The organism is Psychrobacter phenylpyruvicus DSM 7000 = NBRC 102152, from assembly GCF_000685805.1.
Lineage (GTDB): Bacteria > Pseudomonadota > Gammaproteobacteria > Pseudomonadales > Moraxellaceae > Psychrobacter > Psychrobacter phenylpyruvicus.
The window spans coordinates 113,867-136,860 of the sequence record NZ_JMKP01000004.1 but is presented as its reverse complement, the minus strand read 5'-3'; the positions used below and the strand labels follow the sequence as shown (position 1 = coordinate 136,860).

Below are 22,994 nucleotides of genomic sequence, written 5' to 3'. Positions count from 1 at the left end.
AAATACTATCAAAGCTAAAATTTATACTATGTAATGACTAAAATTTAGCGACTAGATATCCTCTTCACCATCTAAAGAAAACTCTTCAGCATGTACGTTCCAATTTAGTTTAGTGCGACAGGCTTCATAAAAATCAAAACCTGGCGGATGTAATAAGGTTAACTTGTCAGGATGCTTACGGATAAATAATCTATGATGCTGTTCTAAGGCAATACTAGGCTTCCCATCGGCACTTACCATAGGCTGAGTACGATTATCCTTATGAATACGAATCATGATTTCGCTTTTATCGTTCACCACGATAGGACGGCTGGATAAAGTATGCGGATGCATCGGCACCAAGCAAATTGCATCCAAACTAGGATGAATAATAGGGCCACCGCCGGATAAGGCATAAGCCGTTGATCCTGTCGGTGTGGCCACAATAAGACCATCACTGTGTTGACGATACACATCTAGACCATCAATCTTTAGTTGGAAGTCTATCATGTGTACCGACTTACCAGCATGCAATACCACATCGTTTAGTGCCATATCCTGATGGATAATCTTACGGTCCTCTTGAATTTCCATCATCAATAAGAACCTTTGATCTAATTGATAATCGCCCATCAACACTTGTTGTAGCTTTACCCCAACCTCATCAGGGTTAACATCTGTTAAGAACCCTAATCGGCCTCGGTTGACTCCCAATACTGGCACCCGGTAGCGCGCTAGGGCTTGTGCTGCATGTAGAATAGACCCATCACCACCCACTACTATTACCAAATCACAGATCTCACCTAGCAAACTACGTTTTACAATCTGTAATTGATTTAGCTTTTCCAGCTCAAGGTCAGGCAAAGTGGCTGTTTCTGAATCGACATAGAGACTCAGCCCCATCTCATTAATGCGCTGACCAATCTCATGGATAGTAGTGATTACTCCTCTTTTACGAGCACGACCCATCAAGCCTATGCGCCTAAAAGCGGGGTTTTTTATAGAGTGAAAATGAGGAGAGTCTGATAAGTGTGGGAGCTTATCGGACTGCGCGGAGCTTTCCATAGGCTTAAGCTTCATCAAATAGGTCATTTAAGTTATTCAAAGTTTAACAGGCTTACTGGGGGTTTTTCTTGCTTCAAATATTGTGGTTAGCGTACCACATTATCAGATTCACTGCATTAACCGATTGTTCAATATCAACCCAAATCCCCGATGAAAAGTGACTTAACCACGGTTATACCCAGTATAGATGTAAGCACAGTTATAACAGACCCATATTAAAAGACGATTGAAAAGCGATTGAAAAGTCGCTTTGTCGTAACCATTAACTTATTAACTGCGTTCACATTTTTACCTGATTTGATCCAATCCTACCCTCAAGTAAGATAACTTTACCTTAGTTGCAGAAGTACGTTATCATAGCCGATAACTAACCGTAATAAATTAAAGCTAAAATTAAGTTTTAGAAAAATCTAGGTAACTTGTGAATAGCTAATATATTCATAACTAAATACTAAAGGAATAAATCAATATGGCAAACCCTATTGTCAGTCGCACAGAGCTTGTCGTTGGTGGTAAATCAATGACCGTTAAGGGCGTTGTGCATAAAACCAGCTTCTTGTTAGGTCTAAGCGCGGTTGCAGCCTTGGGCTTTTTCTTCTTCATTATCAGTGGTGGTATCAGCGGTGGTATGGCGCAGATGATCACCTTCGGCAGTATGTTTGCCGCTTTCGGTTTGGCACTGTTTATTACTTTTAAACCGCAAAAAGCCAAATCTTTAGCAGCTCCCTATGCCATCTTAGAAGGTCTATTTTTAGGCGGCGTGTCGATTATGTTTATGGGGATTGACCCTAGCATTCCAGCTAACGCCCTAGCTGCTACCTTCGTCACCGCTGCAGTAATGTTAGGACTTTATCGTTCAGGCATGATTAAAGTAAACGAAAAGTTTCGCTCAATCATGATGTCCGCTATTTTTGCCATCCTGCTAATTTATATTGTGCAGTGGGGCTTCGTTCTATTTGGCTCAACTTTGCCTTTCTTATTCCAAACTGGTGGCTTAGTAGCCATTGGCTTTAGCTTATTTGTGGTGATTATCGCCTCATTTAGCTTACTGCTTGATTTTGATAACGTTGAGCGTGCTGTAGCTGCCGGCGTATCAGAAGACTATGAATGGGTATTCGGTATCGGTATCTTAGCTACTCTGGTTTGGATGTACTTCGAATTCATGCGTTTATTAAGCCACTTCCAAGACTAATTAGTTTGGACTCAAAGTTAATTATCTTATCAATTAATTAGAAAAAGGGGGTTCCAATTGGAACCCCCTTTTTATGTCTCTATTTAACTTTCTTCATCAGCTCTCATCAGTGTTGTCTTATTCTACTTAAGCTCTTTTTAGGCGTAAGGCATTTAATACCACAACCAGTGAGCTTAGTGACATGCCAATGGCCGCTAACCATGGCGGCACATAGCCAAAAGCTGCAGGTAGTAGCACTACTGAGTTATAGGTTAATGCCCAGCGTAAGTTTTGTTTAATAATATGTTGCGCCTTATCCGCCACACGCTTCGCATCATACACTGCAGGCACTTTGCCATTTAAGATAACACTATCACTTGAGACCTGAGCTAAGTCAGCAGCACCCGCGATGGCAGTCGAGATATTTGCTGCTGCCAATACTGGGGCATCATTAATACCGTCACCGACCATCATCACCACATGACCTTGCTGTTGTAGCTCTTTGATATGGTCGACTTTATCACTTGGTGATAAGCCAAAGTAGACTTTATCAACACCTAGCTCTTTGGCCACAGTTTGGGCATGCTCACTCGGATCTCCAGTCAAGATTACTGTTTCAATATTTTGAGCTTGCAAGGCAGCAATCATCTCTGCCACCCCTTCTCGAACACTGTCATTAAAATAGTACAGTGCCATAGGCTCCCAAACCTCACCCGCCGTCTCACCTTCTGAAGCCATACGATATCGGGTCAACATAACTGCTGTACTGGCATTATGCTTTTGTAGCTGTAGCGATATTTGTGGCTTGTCTTCAGCAGTCGCTGAGTCTGAATCCGTATTATTTAAGGCGAAGTCAACATGACCCAAGCGATATCTATAGCCACCTCCGATATCATTGACTACAGCCTCAACACCGCCGGCAGTATGATGGACCAGATCGGTCACAGCCGGCAAATGAAGCTGGTAAGCAGCATCAAGTAATGCACTGGCGATTGGGTGACGACTGCCCACCTCTAAAGCGGCAGCAATTGCCAATAACTGTTCTTGATCCATACGCTGGGCTGAGTCTTGCTCTGCAGTCTCTGATTCAACAAGTGACTGCAGTGGCTCAATGTATAACAGATTGGGCTTACCATAAGTCAAGGTACCCGTTTTATCAAAAGCCACATGGGTAACTTCAGCCAAAGTTTGAATGGTATGACCACGCGTGGTTAAAAAGCCATAACTTGCCAGCCTATTGGTTGAGACCGTTAAGGCAATCGGCGTGGCAAGCGATAAAGCACAAGGACAAGTGGCCACTAAGACCGCAACAGTGGCCCAAAGCGCCTGAGAGGGATCAACGAAATACCAAGCAATAAAGACAAACACTGCCAGCACTAGAATTCTGGCCACAAACCAACGGGCCCATTTATCCGCTTGCTCTGCCACTTTCGGCTTCTCACTAAGAGCTCGGTTCATTAGACGGTCAATCAGGGCAATTTGGCTGTTCTCAGGTAGTTCAGTTACGATCATCACAAAAGGCTGACTGTCGTTTTGAGACCCGCCAATAACTCTATCGCCTCTATGCTTGACTATCAGTAGACTCTCACCGGTCAACAGACTTTGCGATACTGTTGCGGTTTCACTGCATAATATGCCGTCGGCGACTACTTCACTCCCCGCCTCAATCATAATAACATCGCCGATATTTAGGGTATGAGCAGTTACTGTTTCATATTTTTGTGGTTGCGAGTTTAAGTCTGCATCGCCAGTTGCGACATTGTGCTTTTGAGTAGCTTGGAGCGCCTCTTGCTGTTCAGACTGCTTGCTACGCTTTGCAGCATGGATCAGCTCGCCTAACTGTGCCAGCTTCTGGTACTCAGCTTCAGTTAGAACCAAAGCATGTTCCGCAGTTTCAATCTTTTGCTCTACCGACTGATTGGGAGCAATATTGGCCTGATCAATCTGTTGTATTAATTGCGATTCATTCCCTAGACGCTGTACCAATGTGGGCTCAACCACCACCAAATCATTGGCCATATTAGCCGCTTTAAGCCGCGCATTATGCTCGATATAACGCCCAGCCAACAAGAAGAACACAAACATACTGACCGAGTCGTAATAGGTCTCACCTGTTCCGGATATGGTGGCATATAAACTGGCAAAGAAAGTCACAATTAAAGCAATACTGACCGGCACATCCATATTAACCTGACGGATTTTTATTGCCGACCAAGCCGAAGTAAAAAATGGCACCGCACAGTAAAAGAAGACAGGAACACTAACAAACAGCGATACCCAGCGTAGAAAATCCCTTTGTTCGACTAACATTCCACTGTAGCTAGTATAGTTACCAAAATACATGCCAACCGCGAACATCATCGCTTGCATTGCCCCTAGGGCAGCAATACCGAGGCGAATCATCATTTTTTTATTGTTACGCTCTAGCATCGCTTCATGGGTATCTTGACGATAAGGCTTGGCGTCATAGCCTATTTGGTTAATGGTGGCCAAAATATCACTAATGGGCAGCTTATCTTCATCCCAAATCACTCGCATCCGCTGATTGGTTAAGTTCACCTGACATTTATCGACCCCAGGCATTTCATACAACCGGGTTTCAATTAGCCAAGTACAAGCAGCACAGCGTAAGTTATTTACTGAAAGCTCAGCCACCGACTTCCCATCAGCGGCGTAGACAAATTGAGCTTGAATGTCTTCATGGTCATAAGCTCTTAAACGCTCTAACTCAGTTGGCATACTTGCGGTACGGTTAATTTCAGAGCGATCAAGGTAATACTGCTCAAGCCCCGCCTCAACGATACTCTCAGCAGCCAATTGACAGCCCATACAGCACATCAATCGATCCTCACCTAGAATATGAGCGGTAAATGGAGGGTCAGGTACAGGTTCGGCACAATGGAAACAACACCCTTCAGGTGGCAATATCAAATTATCGATGTCCTCGCTCAAATAATTCAATGACATCTGCTTGCTCGCCCCTGCTTCTGGTCCACTGTCAGAATAGGCTGAATTAGAATTACTACTGGTATTAGAGTTGGTAGGTTGGATAGAACTATTTTTAGGATGGGTCATAACATTATTCACAACAAATTGTCGCAGTAAAGATACTGTCTATTGTATCAGGTCTTAGAAACTAAGCACTGTTATCTGCATAGAAGCTATCGATATCTAGTCTATGGTTGGGCTTAGTTATGAAAAACCAGTGAAAACCTAGTTTTAATCCACAATAGCCGAGTATTAAATAGCATTTACATTGAAAAAAAGGCTGTTTTCGGTCATTATAATCAGGTCTTTTTTATGTTGGTAAAACTATCGTGCATCATAAACCTTCTTTAGCAAAATCTCGTGTTTCCAAATCATCAACCTCCTCTTTAAACACCCTTACAGGCAAAACCCCAAATCCTGAACAACAAAGAGGCTCAGTGCTTGGTTTTTTATTACTGATTATCATCATTGTCGGTATGGTAGTCCTTGCTATGTATTTAATTAAGCAGGATAGAGTCATTACCGCTAAATTTGAAGGTAAGCGCTGGAATATCCCTGCCAAAGTCTACTCGCAACCTCTTGAGCTATACCAAGGCGCCACCCTAACCTCTAGGAACCTAGATTCGTGGTTAGAGATGCTAAATTATAAATCTAGCTCAAACTATGATCGTTCCGGTACTTATACTAAATCCTCTGGTCAGTATGTGATTCATACTCGAGGCTTCCAGTACAGTGCCAGTGATGTTGATCCTGAGCAGGTTATCAAGATCAAAATTCAAGACTCAAAGATCACCAATATTCAAAGCACCCAACCTAGTGATACCGGAATTGTGCGCATTGAGCCGGTAACTATTGGCGGTATTTATCCAGATAACAATGAAGATCGTATCGTACTACCGATATCAGAGATTCCACAGCCACTTATTGATGCCTTGATCTCTACAGAAGACAGAGGCTTTTATCAGCACAAAGGGGTATCATTAAAAGGAATTGGCCGTGCCCTTTATAATAACTTGCAAGGCGGTTCTATGCAGGGCGGCTCGACCATTACTCAGCAATTGGTAAAAAACTTTTATCTCAGCTCAGACCGCACTCTCAAACGTAAGGCCAATGAAGCGGTTATGGCCTTATTACTAGAGATGCATTACAGCAAAGATGAGATTTTGCAAACCTATTTGAATGAAATTAATTTAGGTCAAAATGGCAACCGCTCCATTAATGGCTTTGGGTTAGCGGCGCAGTTTTATTTCAATCAACCGCTAAAAGAGTTACGAGTTGATCAACAAGCCCTACTGGTTGGCTTGGCAAAAGGTACCAGTTACTACAACCCTCGCCGCAATCCTGAACGGGCATTAGACAGACGTAATACAGTGTTGGCTAATATGTTAGCTACTGGAAAATTAGACCAACAAACTTATGAAGAGGCCATCGCCCAGCCCCTTGATGTGGTCGAAAAACCCAGTGTGGGAAAAAGCCGTTTTCCAGACTTTTTGGATATAGTAAAACGCGAGCTACAGTCAAACTATCATCCAGAAGATCTAAAAAACGAAGGCCTACGGGTTTTTAGCACTTTAGATCCTATTGCTCAGTTCGCGGCTGATAATGCGGTAGAAAAGCAGCTGTCAGCCCTACGCAAAAAAAGCAGTAAAACTAAGCCAATACAAGCAGCTTTACTAAGTGCTAACCCCGCTTCAGGAGAACTGGTTGCAGCCGTTGGTAGTGGCAGTGAGTTTACTGGATTTAACCGTGCGGTAGATGCTAAGCGTCAGGTTGGCTCCCTGTTAAAGCCTTTTATTTATATGACCGCTCTTGAAAGTGGTAAGTACAATCTTGCCAGCCCTGTCAATGACAGCCCAGTGACCTTAACTTTGACCGATGGTAGCAGCTGGACACCCAAGAACTATGATGGGGTAGATCATGGCTATGTGCCTTTGACCACGGCGTTAGCTAAGTCTTACAACCAAGCCGCCGTCAATACTGGGATAGAATTTGGGGTGGGTACCCTTGTCAATCAGATGCATCGTTTGGGTATTAATGAAAGAATCCCTACCTACCCCTCCTTATTCTTAGGTTCTGTTGAGCTGAGTCCTATGGATATGTTAGGCATGTATCAAGTAGTGGCCGCAGGTGGGTTTCGCACTCCCATTATTAGTATCCGTACTGTGGTAGATGATAGAGGTAGTATTTTACAGCGCTCAGGACTTGACACTAAGCGCAGTGTGCCGCCTGATGTCAACTATCTAACCAACTATGCACTACAAGAAGTGGTTAGAAACGGCACAGCAAGCTCATTAAAGTCTTTAGGCAGCGATCTTAATTTAGCAGGTAAGACAGGGACCACCAATGATTATCGAGATGCTTGGTTTGCAGGCTACAGCGGTAATTACGTCAGTGTGGTCTGGGTGGGCCGAGATGACAACAAACCGATTGGTCTAAGCGGTGGTAGTGGCGCCCTACCATTATGGAAAGACTTTATGGGCCGCTTACGTCTAACGCCAGTCGAGTTAGTACAGCCCGATAGTGTTGAGTGGCTGTGGTTAGAAAACGGCACCGGCAAGCTGTCTCATGAAAGCTGTCAAGGCGCCAGATACTTACCTGTGCTGACTAGATATTTACCACAAGATGCCAGTGACTGTGCCTTGGAACTATATCAACAAGAGCAATCACGTAGACAATTACGCTGGCTTAACGATCAGCGTAAAGCACTGCTAAATCAAAGTCGTGAGTTAGATAGTGTTCAAGAAGGCATGCCCTCTGGTGGCATAAACGGTGATAATAATGAGGCCAGTACCCCTGCCCAAAATGAACAGGGAGAAGCTTCAAACAATAATAACAGTGTGAATTCAGGCGACACTTGGTATGATAAAGCTTTAGAATGGTTTTAACGCCCAATCTAACTAAGCTTGCTTGTTTACCGTGGTATTTTTTAACATCGACTTTAGGAGAGTAACAAAGCTGGCTCATCACTGAGTCGGCTTTGCTTATTCTCTGCCCCAACTTACTAATTTGGATTGAAATTATGTCTATGCAATCCCAAGTATCTGTTACAACAGCGGCTAAAACCTCTGTCAAAGTTAGTCCCTTAAAGTCCTTACTAATGAGCTCAGCCCTTAGCGTACTCATGGTGGGTGTGCTAACGGGATGCCAAAGCACAGGTGGCTTATCGACCCCCTCCGCAGTGACTGTGACTCAGCCCACCACTCAAACCAGCCCCAATACAGCTACTCCTGCAGACTCTTCTTCTACCGCTTATCAGGATTTAGAAGAGGATTATCCTATTTCACAGGCAGCAAACGATATAGAGACTGGGGTACAAGATTTGAGAGTTGAACACCAAACTTCCTATCCGCTACAGCAGTCTCGTACCGAAAGTAGTCAAGAGCCTATCCCTTCTGATGACAGCACGACTAGTGTCAACCCTAAGGCTGTGGGTCAAACCATACCTACCTCTCCTATCCCTAATGCCACCAATGAGGCTCCGGTAGTTAAGCCTCCTGTAACAGATGCCAAAACAGTACATCAAAGCTTACTGGAGCAGGCGCGTCAAAATTCAAAAAAACCGACTAATAAGCCAGCCCCTATCCAAGATGGTAGCAATCTTCCTGCTTTTCAAAAGCTAATGGACACTGGCGTTGAGCAACTGCGTCAAGGACAAGTCTCTGCCGCTCAGGCCACTTTCACCCGAGCACAGCGTTTGGCCCCTCAGTCCTCAGCAGTCTACTTCTATTTGGGTCAAGTGGCTTTAAAACAAAACCAACCACTGAAGGCAGAAGCTATGGCCCGTCGTGGATTGGTGGTTGCTCAGACCGAAGCCAGAAAAAGAGCCTTGTGGCAAATTATTTTGATAGCTGGACAGGCACAGGGCAACACTCGAGTTATTAAGGAAGCAAAAGCTGCTCTATCAAGATAAAGGCTATCAACCTAAGTAGTATCACGTTAAAATATACGGTTTTATAAAGTTTATTTATCCTAAGGATCATTATGGATTGGCAGCAATTACACCTGCAGTGTGCAAAGCAAGATGTGGACTTAGCGGAAAGCCTGTTATTAGAAGAAGGCGCGCTTTCAATTAGCTTAGAAGATGCTGGAGATCAGCCATTATTTGAGCCATTGCCTGGTCAGTCTCCTTTATGGGACGAAGTTATCCTAACCGGTCTGTTTACCGCAGATAATGCGCAAGATATTGAAGCGGCAGCACAGACCATCGCTGTGCAAGTTAATGCCCGACGCGTCTGGACCACTGCCCTTGCTGATACCGATTGGGAGCGCGAGTGGATGTCACATTACGCCCCTATTGAATGTACCAACAATTTATGGATTGTTCCTAAGTGGATGACCCCTCCTAATCCAGAGGCGATTAACATCATGATGGATCCAGGCTTAGCCTTTGGTACTGGCTATCATGCCACTACCCGTCTATGCCTAGACTGGTTAACTGACCAAGACTTATCAGACAAAATCGTTATTGATTATGGTTGTGGCTCAGGCATCTTAGGCATTGCGGCTTTGCTACTAGGCGCGAAACAAGTCTACAGTGTTGATATTGATCCTCAGGCCGTTTTAGCCACCAAGCAAAATGCTGAGCGTAATGATGTGGATCAGCAATTACAGGCGTTTTTACCTAAAGACTTCGCCAAAGCTTTTGAAGCCGGGGATATTCCTAAAGCAGATATTATTGCTGCGAACATCTTAGCCAAGCCTTTAATGGAGCTGGCTCCTTATCTGGCTACTTTGATCAAGCCTGAAGGTGGCATTGTGCTGGCAGGTCTCATCTCCGAGCAGCTAGAAGACGTTATTAGTGCTTATCAGCCTTGGTTTAACCTAGATACCCGTCATTCTTATGAAAAAAATGACAATCATGACGATTCCCATTGGCATCGCTTATCGGGTACTTTTAAGGGTTAATCGCATTGGCCTGATTTGATGAGAAATATCATTAAGGTTTAAATTAAAGTTTAAACCCACCTTTTATTCACTATTAGATTTATTATAAAGCTATGGACAACCAAATCTCTTCTTCAAGTCACGTAAGCCTTTTAGCTAACGATAGCGAAGGTCGTATGCCGCTTCGTTTTCATGTACAACAAGCGGTTGAGCAGTATTTTATTGAGCTTGAAGGAGAAACAGCGACCAATCTATACCAGACCATACTGCAAGAAGTTGAAAAACCGCTATTGGAAGTCGTTCTTGAGCAAACCCAGGGCAATCAATCAAAGACTGCTCTAATATTGGGATTAAATCGAGGCACTTTGCGTAAGAAGATGCAGCAGTATGGTTTGATGTGATCTTTTTATTTTATTTTTATATTTTTTTAAAATTAACTTTTTATATTAGCGACAAAACAGATAATTCGACAACAAGCTTTGCTCCTAGTGGATTAAAGTTTTGTCATATTTTCTATTTTGCTCTAATATACTCGGGTCTTAGCCTAACACGGTTAAGACAATTACTAAAAACCCACGATGATTTCAGAATCTAATCACCCTTTTTATCGTATACACTATGGGAAAAACTATGTCTGATAAGCCGTACGCTCTTATTTCTGTTTCTGATAAAGCTCAAATCGAAAGCTTTGCCAAAGGTCTAATCGAAGCAGGATATGATTTATTGTCAACAGGTGGTACTTATCGTCTACTGTCTGAAAATGGCATCGCAGTAACTGAAGTAGCAGACTACACTGGCTTCGCTGAGATGATGGATGGCCGTGTAAAAACCCTACATCCAAAAATTCATGGCGGTATTTTAGGCCGTCGTGGTCAAGATGACGCCGTCATGAGCGAGCACGGTATTCGCCCTATCGACTTGGTTGTGGTCAACCTATATCCTTTTGCCCAAACGGTTGCAAAACCAGATGTAACCAAAGCAGATGCTATTGAAAACATCGATATTGGTGGTCCTACCATGGTTCGCTCTGCTGCTAAAAACCATGAGCACGTAGCTATCGTTACCAATCCTGCAGACTACGATTCTATTTTGAATGAGCTAAAAGAAGCGGGTAGCCTATCGCAAAAGACCCGTTTTGATTTGGCAGTTAAAGCCTTTGAACACACCGCTCATTACGACGGCATGATTGCTAATTTCTTGGGCAGCCGCTTACAGTCGTTTGAAGAGCCAGATAACTTCGCTCGTACTTTCAACCTACAATTGAAAAAAGCTCAAGATTTACGCTATGGTGAAAACCCGCATCAGCAGGCCGCTTTCTATGTGGAAGAGAACGGCTCAGGCGAAGGCAGCATCTCTACCGCTAAGCAGCATCAGGGTAAAGAGCTGTCTTACAATAACATCGCTGATACCGATGCTGCTTTAGAGTGTGTAAAATCATTCTCTGAATCTGCTTGTGTGATTGTTAAGCATGCTAACCCTTGCGGTGTGGCAATCAATGCTGATCAAACCGAAGCTTACAAGACAGCCTTTAGCACCGATCCTGAGTCATCGTTTGGTGGTATTATTGCCTTCAATCGTCCATTAACTAAGCAAACCGCTCAAGCTATCGTTGACACACAGTTTGCTGAAGTTATTATTGCCCCAAGCCTAGAGCAAGGCGTGCTTGACATTACCGCTGCGAAGAAAAACGTTCGTGTTTTAACTTGTGGTGAGTTGCCTGACCCCAAAAACCGTGCTGCCCAATTTGATTATAAGCGTGTGACGGGCGGTTTATTGATTCAGAACCAAGACTTAGGCTTAATCACTGCAGATGATTTACAGGTAGTAACCGACTTACAGCCAACTGCTGAGCAGTTAGAGGACTTACTATTTACTTGGACTGTGGCCAAATATGTTAAGTCTAACGCCATTGTATACGGTAAAGATAAGCGTACAATCGGTATTGGCGCTGGTCAGATGAGCCGTGTTAACTCAGCTCGTATTGCGGCTATTAAAGCAGAGCATGCTAAGCTTAAGACTGAAGGGGCTGTTATGGCATCTGATGCCTTCTTCCCATTCAGAGATGGTATTGATAACGCTGCTGAAGTTGGCATTAAAGCCATTATTCAGCCAGGTGGCTCAATCCGTGATGATGAAACCATTGCAGCTGCTAATGAGCACGGTATCGCTATGGTATTCACCGGTATGCGCCATTTCCGTCACTAATTGAACCCGTTCTATAAGTGAATAACTTGCTGTATTACTTAAATAGAAACAAAAATACCGCCTCAAATTGAGGCGGTATTTTTTTGGTTCAATTAAATGGAGTAAATAACCTCGGCTAAGCTGAGTCTTACACTCCCCCTACCTCATTAATCACTTTTTCGTTCTTTTCAATTTTTGTAGCGCCTTTTAAGTACTCTACATAATCGCTGAAATACTCTTGGCCACGGATACTTCTCATATCAAACATCGCTTGCGAAAGCTCAGCTGCGGGTACATCCTGCATAGAGCCCTTAGTGATAGGACCCAATACTAGAACTGTTGCCCCTTCATTTGTTTTCTCAGAAACAGCCACTTGCTTGCCACCAGTACTGTCTTTACTAAATGCAATGGCCTGTTCCTTAGCTGTCAGCAATGGGCTTTGACGGTTGACATTACCTAACGACTGGAATTTAGCTTGGACTGCTTGCATCCCTTTATTATTTACCGTTTTACTGATATTTTGAGCCGCTGCCAAAGCTTGAGCACTGGCTTTTTGCTGTACTAAAATGTTTTTGATTTTTGCAGTAGCTTGTTGCAACGTCAAAGGCTTAACTGGACGATAGTTAGTAGGCTGAACCCACAGTGTTCCGTTATTCACTTTAATGCTGGCACTCACTGACTCATCTTGAATAGCATAGTCATCAAAGGCAGCTTCAATAACCGCTGGCTGAGCCAGAACTGTTTTATTGCCTTTTTTAGTGTAATCTTTAATTTTCTGTACACTCAGCTCTTCTTGTTGGGCAATATCTTCAATACTTACCCCATCAATGGCCATCTCATTAATGCGAGTAATCTTATCAGCAATCAGCTCCTCACGCTTTTGACGTTTGGCCTGTGCCACCAGCTCCTCGCGCATACTGTCTAAACTTGGTACACCCGCACCAGACATTTCAGTAACTTTAAATAACTGATAACCAAAGCTGGTTTTGACAGGGGCTGAAACTTGCCCTTTATTCAACCCTTCAATGGCTTGAGCAACTTTTGAACCATCTGCCCCAAACACATCAGGATTAAAGGTTCCGATATCACCACCTTTGGCCGCACTGACTGGATCTTCAGAGAATTCTTTGGCCAATGCTTCAAAGCTTTCACCTTTTTTCAGGCGGTTTTCAATTTGCTGTATGGTTTTTTGGGCGTTGTCACCTGTCACCAAAATTTGACTAAGCTTTTGGCTGTAATTACCCGCATAGTTGGCTTTGAACGCATCATACTGAGCCTGAACTTCCTCTTTGCTCACTTCCTCAACGGTTATCTTGCTTGGATCAAGTTGAATATACGCCAAATCAACCATAGCTACGCTATTTAGCTCATTTTTATGCTCATTATAGTAGTCTTCAATCTCTTTGTTAGATACAGACACTTTGTCTTTGTACTGCTCCCAAGGCAAGCGATAGACCCAAACATCTCTAGTTTCGAGTTGTAGTGCCAGTAGGTCATTAATCTCAGCTTCTGGGTAAAGCGCTGTTTGTGCCACGCTGGCATAAAGCTGCATTAGGTTTAGCTGTTGACGATACTGCGCAAATAACTGGTCTTTGGTGATGCCCTGCTGCTGTAATGCAAAGGCAAAGCGATCGTTTGAGAACTGACCATTTTCGTCTAAAAACTGAGGATCTTGTAACAGCAAGTCGTTGATAACCTGATCTGATACGTGCATGCCCAGCTGCTCCGATTGGTTTCTAAGTACAGCTCGGTTGATTAGGCTTTCTAGAACTTCACGATTTAGGGCATTGGTATTAATGGCACTGGCCTCTACACCATTTTGCAGTAACTCATTTCTGCGATTATTAATAGCATCTTGGTATTCAGCACGGCTAATCGTTTGATCACCTACTTTAGCCACATCATTTGCATTTGCTGACCCGGTAAAATAGCTTTCAAGGCCTAAGATTACCAAAGGGGATAAACAAAGCATTAAGAAAATTCTGCCAGGCCAACTTTTAAGAAAATTACGTATCGATTCCATAGTACATATCAGTCATAAGTTAATAAGAGGTTAACGCAATATCATACGTGAAAATAAGGTCCGACACAAAAAAAACGCACCCTAAGGTGCGTTATTGTCTGCAATCAGACATGGTGCTCGCTGAACTTAGCGCATAATCGGCTTAGTTTAAGCGATCTTTAAGGCCTTTACCTGCTTTAAAGTGTGGTACACGGCTTGCTGGAATCTGAAGCTCATCACCAGTCTTAGGGTTACGGCCAGTACGCGCTTTACGATCTTTAACGCTAAATGTACCGAAACCTACTAATGAAATAGTGTCGTTGTTTTCTAGAGCTTCACCAACACTTTCCATCATAGCATTAAGAGCGTCAGCAGCTTGAGTTTTGTTCAGACCACTTTTCTCAGCGATGCTATCTACTAATTCTGATTTGTTCATAGAGACTTCCTTTAAAAAGATTTAAATTCGGAGGTAAATTCTATCGCTTAAAAACTAAATAAGCAATAACCAAGCCCTTAAATACTATACATCAGTGCAAAAAAAATGCACTATTTTATATTTTAGTATTTTCTGAACGTGGGGTTTCTCCTGCTGTTATAGCAAGGGGTTTAGAAATGTGCAAGCAAATTTACATTTTACTTTCCATTTGCTTACTGAAATCAGCTTGAGACACCACTTACATTGACTTTATACCTCTAAAACCACGTTGTTTCAAGTGATATCGTATATTTTATAACTTTTTATTACTTCTGCCTTATTTAGCAATTAATTTTATTAATCCGTATCATACTTATAGCGAGTACGTTACTTTATGCTATTATTTATCAAATTTTTCATAAATGACAGTTATAATTTCTAGATGACTGAAAGCTTGTCATCTTAATCAGCACTAGTCAGCAAAATTCGCTAACGTTAATAAATATGATGAGCCATCTCTTCGTATAACAAAATTCAAATAGGTTTAGTATGAGTCAAAATTCAATTTCAAACTCTCTACTCAATATTGTACTGGTATTTGCAGAGTCTGCTATTACCCTTGTTTTAAGATTCGATGCAAACCTACGTAAAGCAGTCTATCCATTGGCTCAAAAAAATACTGTGGTCTGTGTCCGCAGCTACCTGCCTCACACTCAGTTTTATGCTACTTTCACCAATAAGGGTATCTTATTAGACAGCGAGCTGCCTCCTTCTACCACTGAGCCTGATGTGGTCATTAATGCTTATAGTCATCAGTTAATTAATTCTCTGATTAGTAATGATGTGACTCAGATCAATAAAATCACCATGCGTGGCGGTACCGAAACAGTCAGCGAGGTTCGTAACTTTTTATCGCAGCTAGGTGTCGCTAGTCTATTCCAGGGGATTATCAAGACAGTTAAAGGTAAAGGCAAAGAAAAAGCTGAAGAGGCAAAAGAGCAAAACAAACCTGACTATAAAGCTCGTATTGAAGAGCAGCAGCAACAACTTAATGCCTTGAGTATGCGTAACCGTGAGCTGGAGATTAGCTTAAAGGAAGCTCATAGTAAGCAAAAAACCACTATGATTGCCCTTATCGTGGCTTCATTGATTGCTATCATCTCGGTGATTGGCTGGTTGAGCTAACAAATTGCCTGTTTAATCTTTTTAACCTTAACCAATACACTTTACAAAACTGCACCATACCCCTTAGTTAGTTAACTTAGCAGACTATTACCTTATTAAACCTCTAAGGTATTAGTCCTCAGATCAAAGTTATTAGCCTTAGAAGCATTAACCCTAGAGAGTAAGTAATTTTTAAATGCCTTAATGGACATAACCGTCTATTAAGGCTTTTTTAGCTTCCAATCATTAAATATTGTAATTAATTTCAAAGAATGACTAAATTAGCATTGAAAATTGAAGACTACGGTCTCAAATTAGCTATTACCTCCCTTTGATAAAGCTTAAACAGTCGATAATTTAGCCCCTTAGTTTGCTATAATATCGACGCCTAAAATCCACAACTTTAGTACTGATTAATGGTTAAGCTCCTGTTAATTACTATCCAGTTAACTTAGTGATTACTAATAAGTTAACTTGGCTTTCTTTGGGTATTTGGACAAAAATTTCTCTATTACAATTAAGCCACTAATTAATCTTGACTGTATTACTCGGAATTAACTATAATAGGACTTAATTAATCAAGTATGAACTCGTGGAGACATTAAATGCGCTTAACAACTAGAGGTAGATACGCGGTTACCGCGTTGCTTGACCTGGCTATCCAAGATGGTGATTCAAAAAATGCTGTCTCCCTATCTGATATTGCCAAGCGCCAATCCATTTCTATTTCTTATTTAGAACAATTATTTTCTAAATTACGTAAAGCGGGATTGGTGACCAGTACCCGTGGTGCCTCAGGTGGTTACCATTTAGCCAAACCTTTGGCTGATATAGATGTAATGACCATTATCACTGCCGTCGATGAGTCAGTGAATGCCATGCAGTGCGGCGGTCAAGGCAACTGTCAAGGTGGCGCTATGTGCCTTACCCATGACTTATGGTGTGCTTTATCTACTCACATCGAACAATACTTAAAAAATATTTCTTTAGCTCAGTTATTGCAAATGGAAAATGTTAAAGACGTCTCCTATCGTCAACAACTGCTTCATGAAGCAGCAACTGAGAAAACTGAAAAAAGTACAACTACAAATTCAAATATAATATTCCCTGCCAATGAGGTTAATCCAGCATGAGTAATTTAAACCGTCCTATCTATCTTGACTATGCAGCCACTACCCCTGTTGATGCTAAAGTAGCGAAGAAGATGGCTGAATACATGACTTTTGAAGGAGTTTTCGGTAACCCAGCTTCTCGTTCACATGGTTATGGATGGCAAGCTGAAGAAGCTGTAGAGAATGCTCGTCAACAAATTGCTGATCTAGTAAATGCCGATCCTCGTGAAATCGTATTTACCTCTGGTGCTACTGAGTCTGATAACTTAGCCATTAAAGGCGCGGCTCACTTCTATGAAGGTCGTGGTAAACACATTATCACCAGTCGCATTGAGCACAAAGCTGTTCTAGATACTTGTCGTCAACTTGAGCAAGAAGGTTTTGAAATTACTTATATCGACCCTCAGCCAAGCACAGGACTTATCTTACCAGAGCAGGTTAAAGAAGCCTTACGTGACGACACCATTTTAGTTTCATTAATGATGGTAAATAACGAATTAGGCACCATAACCGATGTTAAAGCAATCGGTGAAATTACCCGTGAAGCAGGCGTAATCTTCCACGTTGATGCCGCCCAAGCTGCTGGTAAAGTAGAAATTGACCTTGAAGATCTAAAAGTGGATCTAATGAGCTTCTCAGGTCATAAGATTTATGGTCCTAAAGGTATTGGCGCTTTATACGTACGCCGTAAACCACGTGTGCGCATCCGTGCTGAACAGCATGGTGGTGGTCATGAGCGTGGCATGCGTTCAGGTACTCTACCAACTCATCAAATCGTTGGTATGGGTGAAGCATTCGCTATTGCTGCTGAGCGTTTAGAACAAGACCGTGCCCACGTCCAAAAACTGCATGACAAATTATGGCAAGGCGTTCAAGATATTGAAGAGATTTATCTAAATGGCGATGCTGAAAACAGCGTGCCAAATATTATTAACATTAGCTTCAACTTCGTTGAAGGTGAGTCACTAATGATGTCGTTGAAAGACATGGCTGTCTCTTCAGGTTCAGCTTGTACATCAGCTACTCTTGAGCCTTCATATGTGCTACGTGCTATTGGTCGCCCAGACGAACTAGCGCACAGCTCTATTCGCTTCAGCTTTGGTCGTTATACTACTGAAGAGGACATTGATGTAATCTTAACTCAGATTCATGAAGCGGTTGATAAATTAAGAGACTTATCTCCACTATGGGATATGTATAAAGATGGCGTGGACCTTGACTCGGTAGAGTGGGCGGAACACTAAAACAAAAACAGCGGCTTAATTGACGCTAATTATTATTAACAAATTAGACAATAAATTTTTTATTGTCCCCATTTATCTAGGTTAAACCCCAGGAGAAACACCATGGCTTATAGTAATCAAGTAATTGACCATTATGAAAATCCACGTAACGTTGGTAATTTAGACAAAGATGCCAAGAACGTTGGTACCGGTATGGTTGGTGCTCCAGCTTGTGGTGACGTTATGCGTCTACAAATCCAAGTTGGCGATGACGGTATTATTGAAGATGCTCGCTTTAAGACTTATGGCTGTGGCTCAGCTATTGCTTCAAGCTCTTTAGTAACTGAGTGGCTAAAAGGCAAGACATTAGACCAAGCGTCTGAGATCAAAAACAAGCACATTGCTGAAGAATTAGCGCTACCACCAGTGAAAGTTCACTGTTCAGTATTGGCTGAAGATGCTATTAAAGCAGCTATTAATGATTACCGCACTAAGGCTGGTACAGCAACTGACGCTTAATTAATAATTTTCTTAATAAGCGATTAGTATATTATTTAATGCTAATGGGCTTAGTAAGTTTGCCTTATTAAGCCCAAATGATATAAATTTAATTTTTAACATTAGGATAGTCTTAATGATAGAACTGACCGAACGTGCTGCAAAACACGTTACAGATTATTTAAATAACCGAGGTCATGGCGAGGGCATTCGTGTCGGTATCCGTACCGCTGGATGTTCGGGACTGGCCTACGTGTTAGAATTCGTCGATGAACCAGATTCAGTAGATGAAAAATTTGAAAGCCACGGAGTAAATATCTTCGTTGACCCTAAGAGTATGGTTTATTTAGACGGCTTATTGATGGATTATGTGACCGAAGGTCTTAACGAAGGCTTTAAATTCACTAACCCTAACCAAAAAGGGGAATGTGGCTGCGGTGAGTCCTTTACTGTTTAACTGTTCAATCAGTTCATTTCAGTACTGCTTATCCCCTACCCGGCCCTTATATTAAATAATAAGCCACTCTAGTTTATAGCCGTGCTTATTAACTAAAAATATAATTACATAGCTTACCATAGCGATAATTTTAGATTTTATAAGGAGCTGACGACCTAGTGCGTCAGCTTTAAGTTTTAGCTTCCACCAAACCACCATCAACCAATAGCACTCAAAGCCTATGTCAGATAACGCACCTACTTTTGCCAATTTCTTCGCTCTATTCGAGCTGCCTATTACTTTTGAGATTGAACCCACAAAGCTTAGTGAACGGTTGCGTCAACTTCAAAGTCAGTATCACCCTGATAAATTAAGTGGTAATGAGAATGCTTCATTACAGCAAAACTCTGCTGTCATTAACCATGCCTATGACATCTTAATTAATCCTGATAGTCGTGCCAATTATTTGTTAGAGCTATCAGGCCAAGAGTTAAATACTGACCACTCTATTGCCGATCTTGACTTCTTAGATGATGCTATGGAAATGCGCATGGATCTGGATGATGCTGAATCAGCAAGCGATTTGGAGACAATTGCCAAACTTAAAACTGACGTTGATCAGCGCATAGACAATCAGTCACAGCGTTTTGTTAAGGCTTATGCTGAGCAAGATTGGTCGGTGGCAAAAGATGCTACTCAGAAGCTTAAGTTTTTGGTTAAACTAAAAAAAGATATGGACATAGCCATCGATAACAGCCAACAACAAGCTGATGACGATGATTTATATCTTTGATATGACTGATATCTTTATATAAACTGATATCTTTATATAAATAGTTAAGCCTTTATTTTACTTTTATCTTTAATTCTCTGCCTTAGATTGAGTGTTTTATGTCTTTATTACAAATTGCTGAACCAAACCAAAGTGCAAATCCTCATGAGCATAAATATGCTTTAGGTATCGATTTGGGCACCACTCGCTCTATGGTAGCGGTTGTTCGCTCGGGTAAGGCCGCTTTGCTTGAAACTTCTTTAAGTAATGAAACCGCTGAAACTAGCAAAGATACCTTGCTACCCTCTGTAGTCTATTATGGCAATAAAGATGGAATAACAGCGCCTGTTGTTGGCTCTGAAGCACTAGCTTACTTTGAAACAGATCCTGCTAATACCATCATCTCAGCTAAGCGCTTTATGGGTCGTAGTGTACAAGACATTAAGTTTTCACACCCTTATCAGCTAAAATCTAGCGAGGGTAATGTTGAAGCTATGCCCTCCTTTGTAACAGCTCAAGGTGAGATCTCTCCAGTCGCTGTCTCTGCACAAATCTTAAAAACTTTAGAACAGCGGGCTAAATCTGCCCTTCCTAATGCCAGTATTGCTGGGGCAGTCATTACCGTACCCGCTTATTTTGATGAAGCTCAACGCCAAGCAACTAAAGATGCTGCTAAACTTGCAGGGCTTAATGTACTTAGGCTATTGAATGAGCCTACAGCTGCAGCGGTAGCCTATGGCCTAGACCGTGACAAAGATGACTCCGAAAAACAAGAGCATATCTACCTAATCTATGATTTAGGGGGCGGTACCTTTGATGTGTCGCTATTAAAGATGACTGAAGGTGTCTTTGAAGTATTGGCTACAGGTGGTAATAGTGCTTTAGGCGGCGATGATATGGACCGCCAGATTATGGGCTGGCTACTGAAGCAAGCGGGACTAGACCCCAAACAATTAACAGCTCAGCAGCGCACTCATATTGCTCGTCAAGCAGAAGCTTATAAGCAAGCACTGACCCACAAGGATAGTGTTTCTGTTACCTTAGATGTGGCCGGCACTCAGTGGCAAGGGGTGTTAACCGCAGAAGACTTAGTACAAATTGTAGATCCAATCACTCGCCGTACGCTTTCAACGTGTGAGCAAGTTATGCGTGATGCTAATATTGATGTCTCGCAGCTTGATGAGGTGATCATGGTGGGCGGCTCTACCCGTATGCCGGTAGTGCAGGATGCTGTCGAACAGTTCTTTAATAAAAAACCACTGTCTCATCTGAACCCTGATGAGGTGGTGGCGTTAGGTGCCGCACAGGTTGCTGAACAGCTCATCAAGAAGGACAAGTCTAATAATGTGTTACTGCTTGATGTTACTCCGCTATCATTAGGCTTAGAAACCATGGGCGGCTTGGTAGAGGTGGTTATTCCTCGTAATACACCCATCCCAGTGGCCAAAAAACAAACCTTTACCACTTATCAAGATGGCCAAACTGGCATGATTATTCATGTGGTACAAGGTGAGCGAGATACCGTTGAGAACTGCCGTTCATTAGGTCGTTTTGAGCTATATGGCATTCCTCCTATGAAAGCAGGCTTAGCACGCATCGAAGTTACTTTTGACATTGATGCCAATGGTCAGCTATCTGTCAGCGCCTTTGAAGCCACCTCTGGGGTTAAGAGTGATATCAAGATTACCCCGTCGTATGGCCTGAGTGATGAACAACAAGAGCAACTATTACGTGCAGGCTTTGAAAATGCTGCACAGGATAAACTTGCTCGTAGCTTAATTGAAGCTAAAGTCGAAGCTGAGCGCGAAGTATTAGCTTTACAGTCGGCTTTACAAGAATTCAACTCGTTATTAAGCGAAGAAGAAATTGATAATCTGCAACAAGCCATGCAAAAGTTAACTGAAGCGCTTCAGCAAGATATCACTTCTGAAGACCCAGCAGTGCTACAAGCCATAAAAGCAGAGGTAGAAAGCAAACAAGCCCAGTTAAAGCCATTAAGTGATTCGTTTGCAGCGCGTATTATGGACCAAAGTGTGCAGCAATCTCTCGCTGGTACCAGCACTGACACTTGGTCTGAATAAGGCACTGGCTTAAATAGCTAATAATATATTGATCTACCCTCTAATCCAGATATTGCAGACAGATTTTACTAATAACTAAAAGTTGGAATTTTTTATGCCTAAGATTACATTATTACCTCATCATGAAATATGCCCAGAAGGTGCTGAGGTTGAACTTGAAAGCGGCCAAAACTTGTGTAAAGGTCTATTAGAAAAAGGCTTCAAAATTGAGCATGCTTGTGAGATGTCTAAAGCCTGTACTACCTGTCACGTAATTGTCCGTAAGGGCTTTAACAGTCTTGATGAGATGGATGATATTGAAGCTGACTTATTAGATAGAGCTTGGGGACTAGAGCCTGATTCGCGCCTGTCTTGTCAAGTTCAGATTGAAGACACAGATCTAGTGGTTGAGATTCCAAAATATACCCTGAATCATGCCAGTGAAAACCACTAAGACCCGTCCTGTCTTTACAATGATGTGATAAAAAAAAGACACCCAGTGGGTGTCTTTTTTTATGGCGAATAGATTATTGCATCTGCCAGTCAAAAGGCATTTGATTATGGCCACGTAATGCCATCATAAGTGTCTGCTGCATAGCCAAATAAACCTCTTGAGTATAAGGCACTGCCGGCGTTCCCCATACTGGATTTGGCCAAGCTAAATCATTTTGATAGCGAACGATATGATGGAAATGTAGCTGCGGTACCTGATTGCCTAAAGCGGCCACATTCATCTTGTCAGCATTAAAGGTCTTAGCCATTTGACTCGATAGCCAGCTTGACTCACGTAAAAACTGAGCCTGATCCGCTGGTGATAATTCATAAATTTCTTGCACACCCGCCACTCTAGGTACCAAAATCAACCAAGGAAACTGGCAGTCATTAATTAGACGACAAGTAGATAGCGGAAAGTCTCCAACTAAAAACGAATCTTTAGCTAGTGTTGGATGAAGTTGAAACATATTGGCTCTCTTAATTATTTTAATGATTCTGCAAGCCGATATTTTATCAGGTATTGGCTTGATATTATAGATACTAACA

General features: G+C 42.2%; 19 protein-coding genes. 14 read left to right on the top strand and 5 right to left on the bottom strand.

Annotated features, from left to right (window positions below; genetic code table 11):
• Positions 1-51: 51 nt before the first annotated feature.
• Positions 52-1,071, bottom strand: coding sequence for an NAD(+) kinase (locus G561_RS0102925; protein WP_028858216.1), 1,020 nt, complete (start codon positions 1,069-1,071; stop codon positions 52-54).
• A 442-nt stretch (positions 1,072-1,513) separates the two neighbouring features.
• Between G561_RS0102925 and G561_RS0102920 the strand changes: the two genes are divergently transcribed.
• The gene (locus G561_RS0102920) at positions 1,514-2,236 is read left to right on the top strand and encodes a Bax inhibitor-1/YccA family protein (RefSeq protein ID WP_028858215.1); all 723 of its coding nucleotides are present in this window, start codon (positions 1,514-1,516) and stop codon (positions 2,234-2,236) included.
• Between the two features lie 126 nt (positions 2,237-2,362).
• Here the strand turns inward: G561_RS0102920 and G561_RS0102915 are convergent, their stop codons facing one another.
• Positions 2,363-5,182 carry a heavy metal translocating P-type ATPase gene (locus tag G561_RS0102915; protein ID WP_373277686.1) on the bottom strand — a complete coding sequence of 940 codons (2,820 nt, stop codon included), beginning with the start codon at positions 5,180-5,182 and terminating at the stop codon, positions 2,363-2,365.
• Positions 5,183-5,679: 497 nt separating this feature from the next.
• Here G561_RS0102915 and mrcB point away from each other — a divergent pair, with 497 nt between their 5' ends.
• From mrcB to purH, 5 genes are all read left to right on the top strand, one after another.
• Positions 5,680-8,088 (top strand): penicillin-binding protein 1B, encoded by a 2,409-nt coding sequence (gene mrcB / locus G561_RS0102910; protein ID WP_373277687.1) that lies wholly within the window; start codon positions 5,680-5,682, stop codon positions 8,086-8,088.
• Between the two features lie 134 nt (positions 8,089-8,222).
• The gene (locus tag G561_RS15310; protein WP_051584334.1) at positions 8,223-9,113 is read left to right on the top strand and encodes a tetratricopeptide repeat protein; all 891 of its coding nucleotides are present in this window, start codon (positions 8,223-8,225) and stop codon (positions 9,111-9,113) included.
• A gap of 71 nt (positions 9,114-9,184) precedes the next feature.
• Positions 9,185-10,108: a 50S ribosomal protein L11 methyltransferase gene (prmA, locus tag G561_RS0102900; protein WP_028858212.1), complete on the top strand. Its 924-nt coding sequence runs from the start codon at positions 9,185-9,187 to the stop codon at positions 10,106-10,108.
• A 92-nt stretch (positions 10,109-10,200) separates the two neighbouring features.
• The gene (gene fis / locus G561_RS0102895; RefSeq protein ID WP_028858211.1) at positions 10,201-10,488 is read left to right on the top strand and encodes a DNA-binding transcriptional regulator Fis; all 288 of its coding nucleotides are present in this window, start codon (positions 10,201-10,203) and stop codon (positions 10,486-10,488) included.
• A 229-nt stretch (positions 10,489-10,717) separates the two neighbouring features.
• The gene (gene purH / locus G561_RS0102890) at positions 10,718-12,292 is read left to right on the top strand and encodes a bifunctional phosphoribosylaminoimidazolecarboxamide formyltransferase/IMP cyclohydrolase (RefSeq protein ID WP_037031527.1); all 1,575 of its coding nucleotides are present in this window, start codon (positions 10,718-10,720) and stop codon (positions 12,290-12,292) included.
• Between the two features lie 127 nt (positions 12,293-12,419).
• On the opposite strand, the gene G561_RS0102885 is transcribed toward purH, so the two are convergent.
• Together G561_RS0102885 and G561_RS0102880 are read right to left on the bottom strand one after the other, a co-directional pair.
• Complete coding sequence (locus G561_RS0102885; protein WP_028858209.1) at positions 12,420-14,294, bottom strand: SurA N-terminal domain-containing protein; 1,875 nt, start codon at positions 14,292-14,294, stop codon at positions 12,420-12,422.
• Positions 14,295-14,436: 142 nt separating this feature from the next.
• Entirely contained in the window at positions 14,437-14,709 is a 273-nt protein-coding gene (locus G561_RS0102880) for an HU family DNA-binding protein (RefSeq protein ID WP_007395246.1), read from the bottom strand.
• A 528-nt stretch (positions 14,710-15,237) separates the two neighbouring features.
• On the opposite strand from G561_RS0102880, the gene G561_RS0102875 reads away from it, so the two are divergent.
• The 8 genes from G561_RS0102875 (at position 15,238) to fdx (ending at position 22,407) form a co-directional block, all read left to right on the top strand.
• Positions 15,238-15,873, top strand: coding sequence for a tropomyosin (locus G561_RS0102875; protein ID WP_028858208.1), 636 nt, complete (start codon positions 15,238-15,240; stop codon positions 15,871-15,873).
• 584 nt (positions 15,874-16,457) lie between these two features.
• On the top strand, positions 16,458-16,985 hold the full coding sequence (locus G561_RS0102870; RefSeq protein WP_028858207.1) for an Rrf2 family transcriptional regulator: 528 nt from the start codon (positions 16,458-16,460) through the stop codon (positions 16,983-16,985).
• On the top strand, positions 16,982-18,208 hold the full coding sequence (locus tag G561_RS0102865; RefSeq protein WP_028858206.1) for an IscS subfamily cysteine desulfurase: 1,227 nt from the start codon (positions 16,982-16,984) through the stop codon (positions 18,206-18,208). Before G561_RS0102870 ends, G561_RS0102865 begins: the two co-directional genes overlap by 4 nt.
• 102 nt (positions 18,209-18,310) lie before the next feature.
• Positions 18,311-18,706, top strand: coding sequence for a Fe-S cluster assembly scaffold IscU (iscU, locus tag G561_RS0102860; protein ID WP_028858205.1), 396 nt, complete (start codon positions 18,311-18,313; stop codon positions 18,704-18,706).
• 115 nt (positions 18,707-18,821) lie between these two features.
• Positions 18,822-19,142 carry an iron-sulfur cluster assembly protein IscA gene (gene iscA / locus G561_RS0102855; RefSeq protein WP_007395252.1) on the top strand — a complete coding sequence of 107 codons (321 nt, stop codon included), beginning with the start codon at positions 18,822-18,824 and terminating at the stop codon, positions 19,140-19,142.
• Between the two features lie 220 nt (positions 19,143-19,362).
• Complete coding sequence (gene hscB, locus G561_RS0102845; protein ID WP_028858204.1) at positions 19,363-19,914, top strand: Fe-S protein assembly co-chaperone HscB; 552 nt, start codon at positions 19,363-19,365, stop codon at positions 19,912-19,914.
• A 98-nt stretch (positions 19,915-20,012) separates the two neighbouring features.
• The gene (hscA, locus tag G561_RS0102840) at positions 20,013-21,974 is read left to right on the top strand and encodes a Fe-S protein assembly chaperone HscA (RefSeq protein ID WP_028858203.1); all 1,962 of its coding nucleotides are present in this window, start codon (positions 20,013-20,015) and stop codon (positions 21,972-21,974) included.
• Between the two features lie 94 nt (positions 21,975-22,068).
• Positions 22,069-22,407, top strand: coding sequence for an ISC system 2Fe-2S type ferredoxin (fdx, locus tag G561_RS0102835; protein WP_028858202.1), 339 nt, complete (start codon positions 22,069-22,071; stop codon positions 22,405-22,407).
• A 73-nt stretch (positions 22,408-22,480) separates the two neighbouring features.
• Here the strand turns inward: fdx and G561_RS0102830 are convergent, their stop codons facing one another.
• The gene (locus tag G561_RS0102830; protein ID WP_007395256.1) at positions 22,481-22,915 is read right to left on the bottom strand and encodes an HIT domain-containing protein; all 435 of its coding nucleotides are present in this window, start codon (positions 22,913-22,915) and stop codon (positions 22,481-22,483) included.
• Between the last annotated feature and the right edge of the window lie 79 nt (positions 22,916-22,994).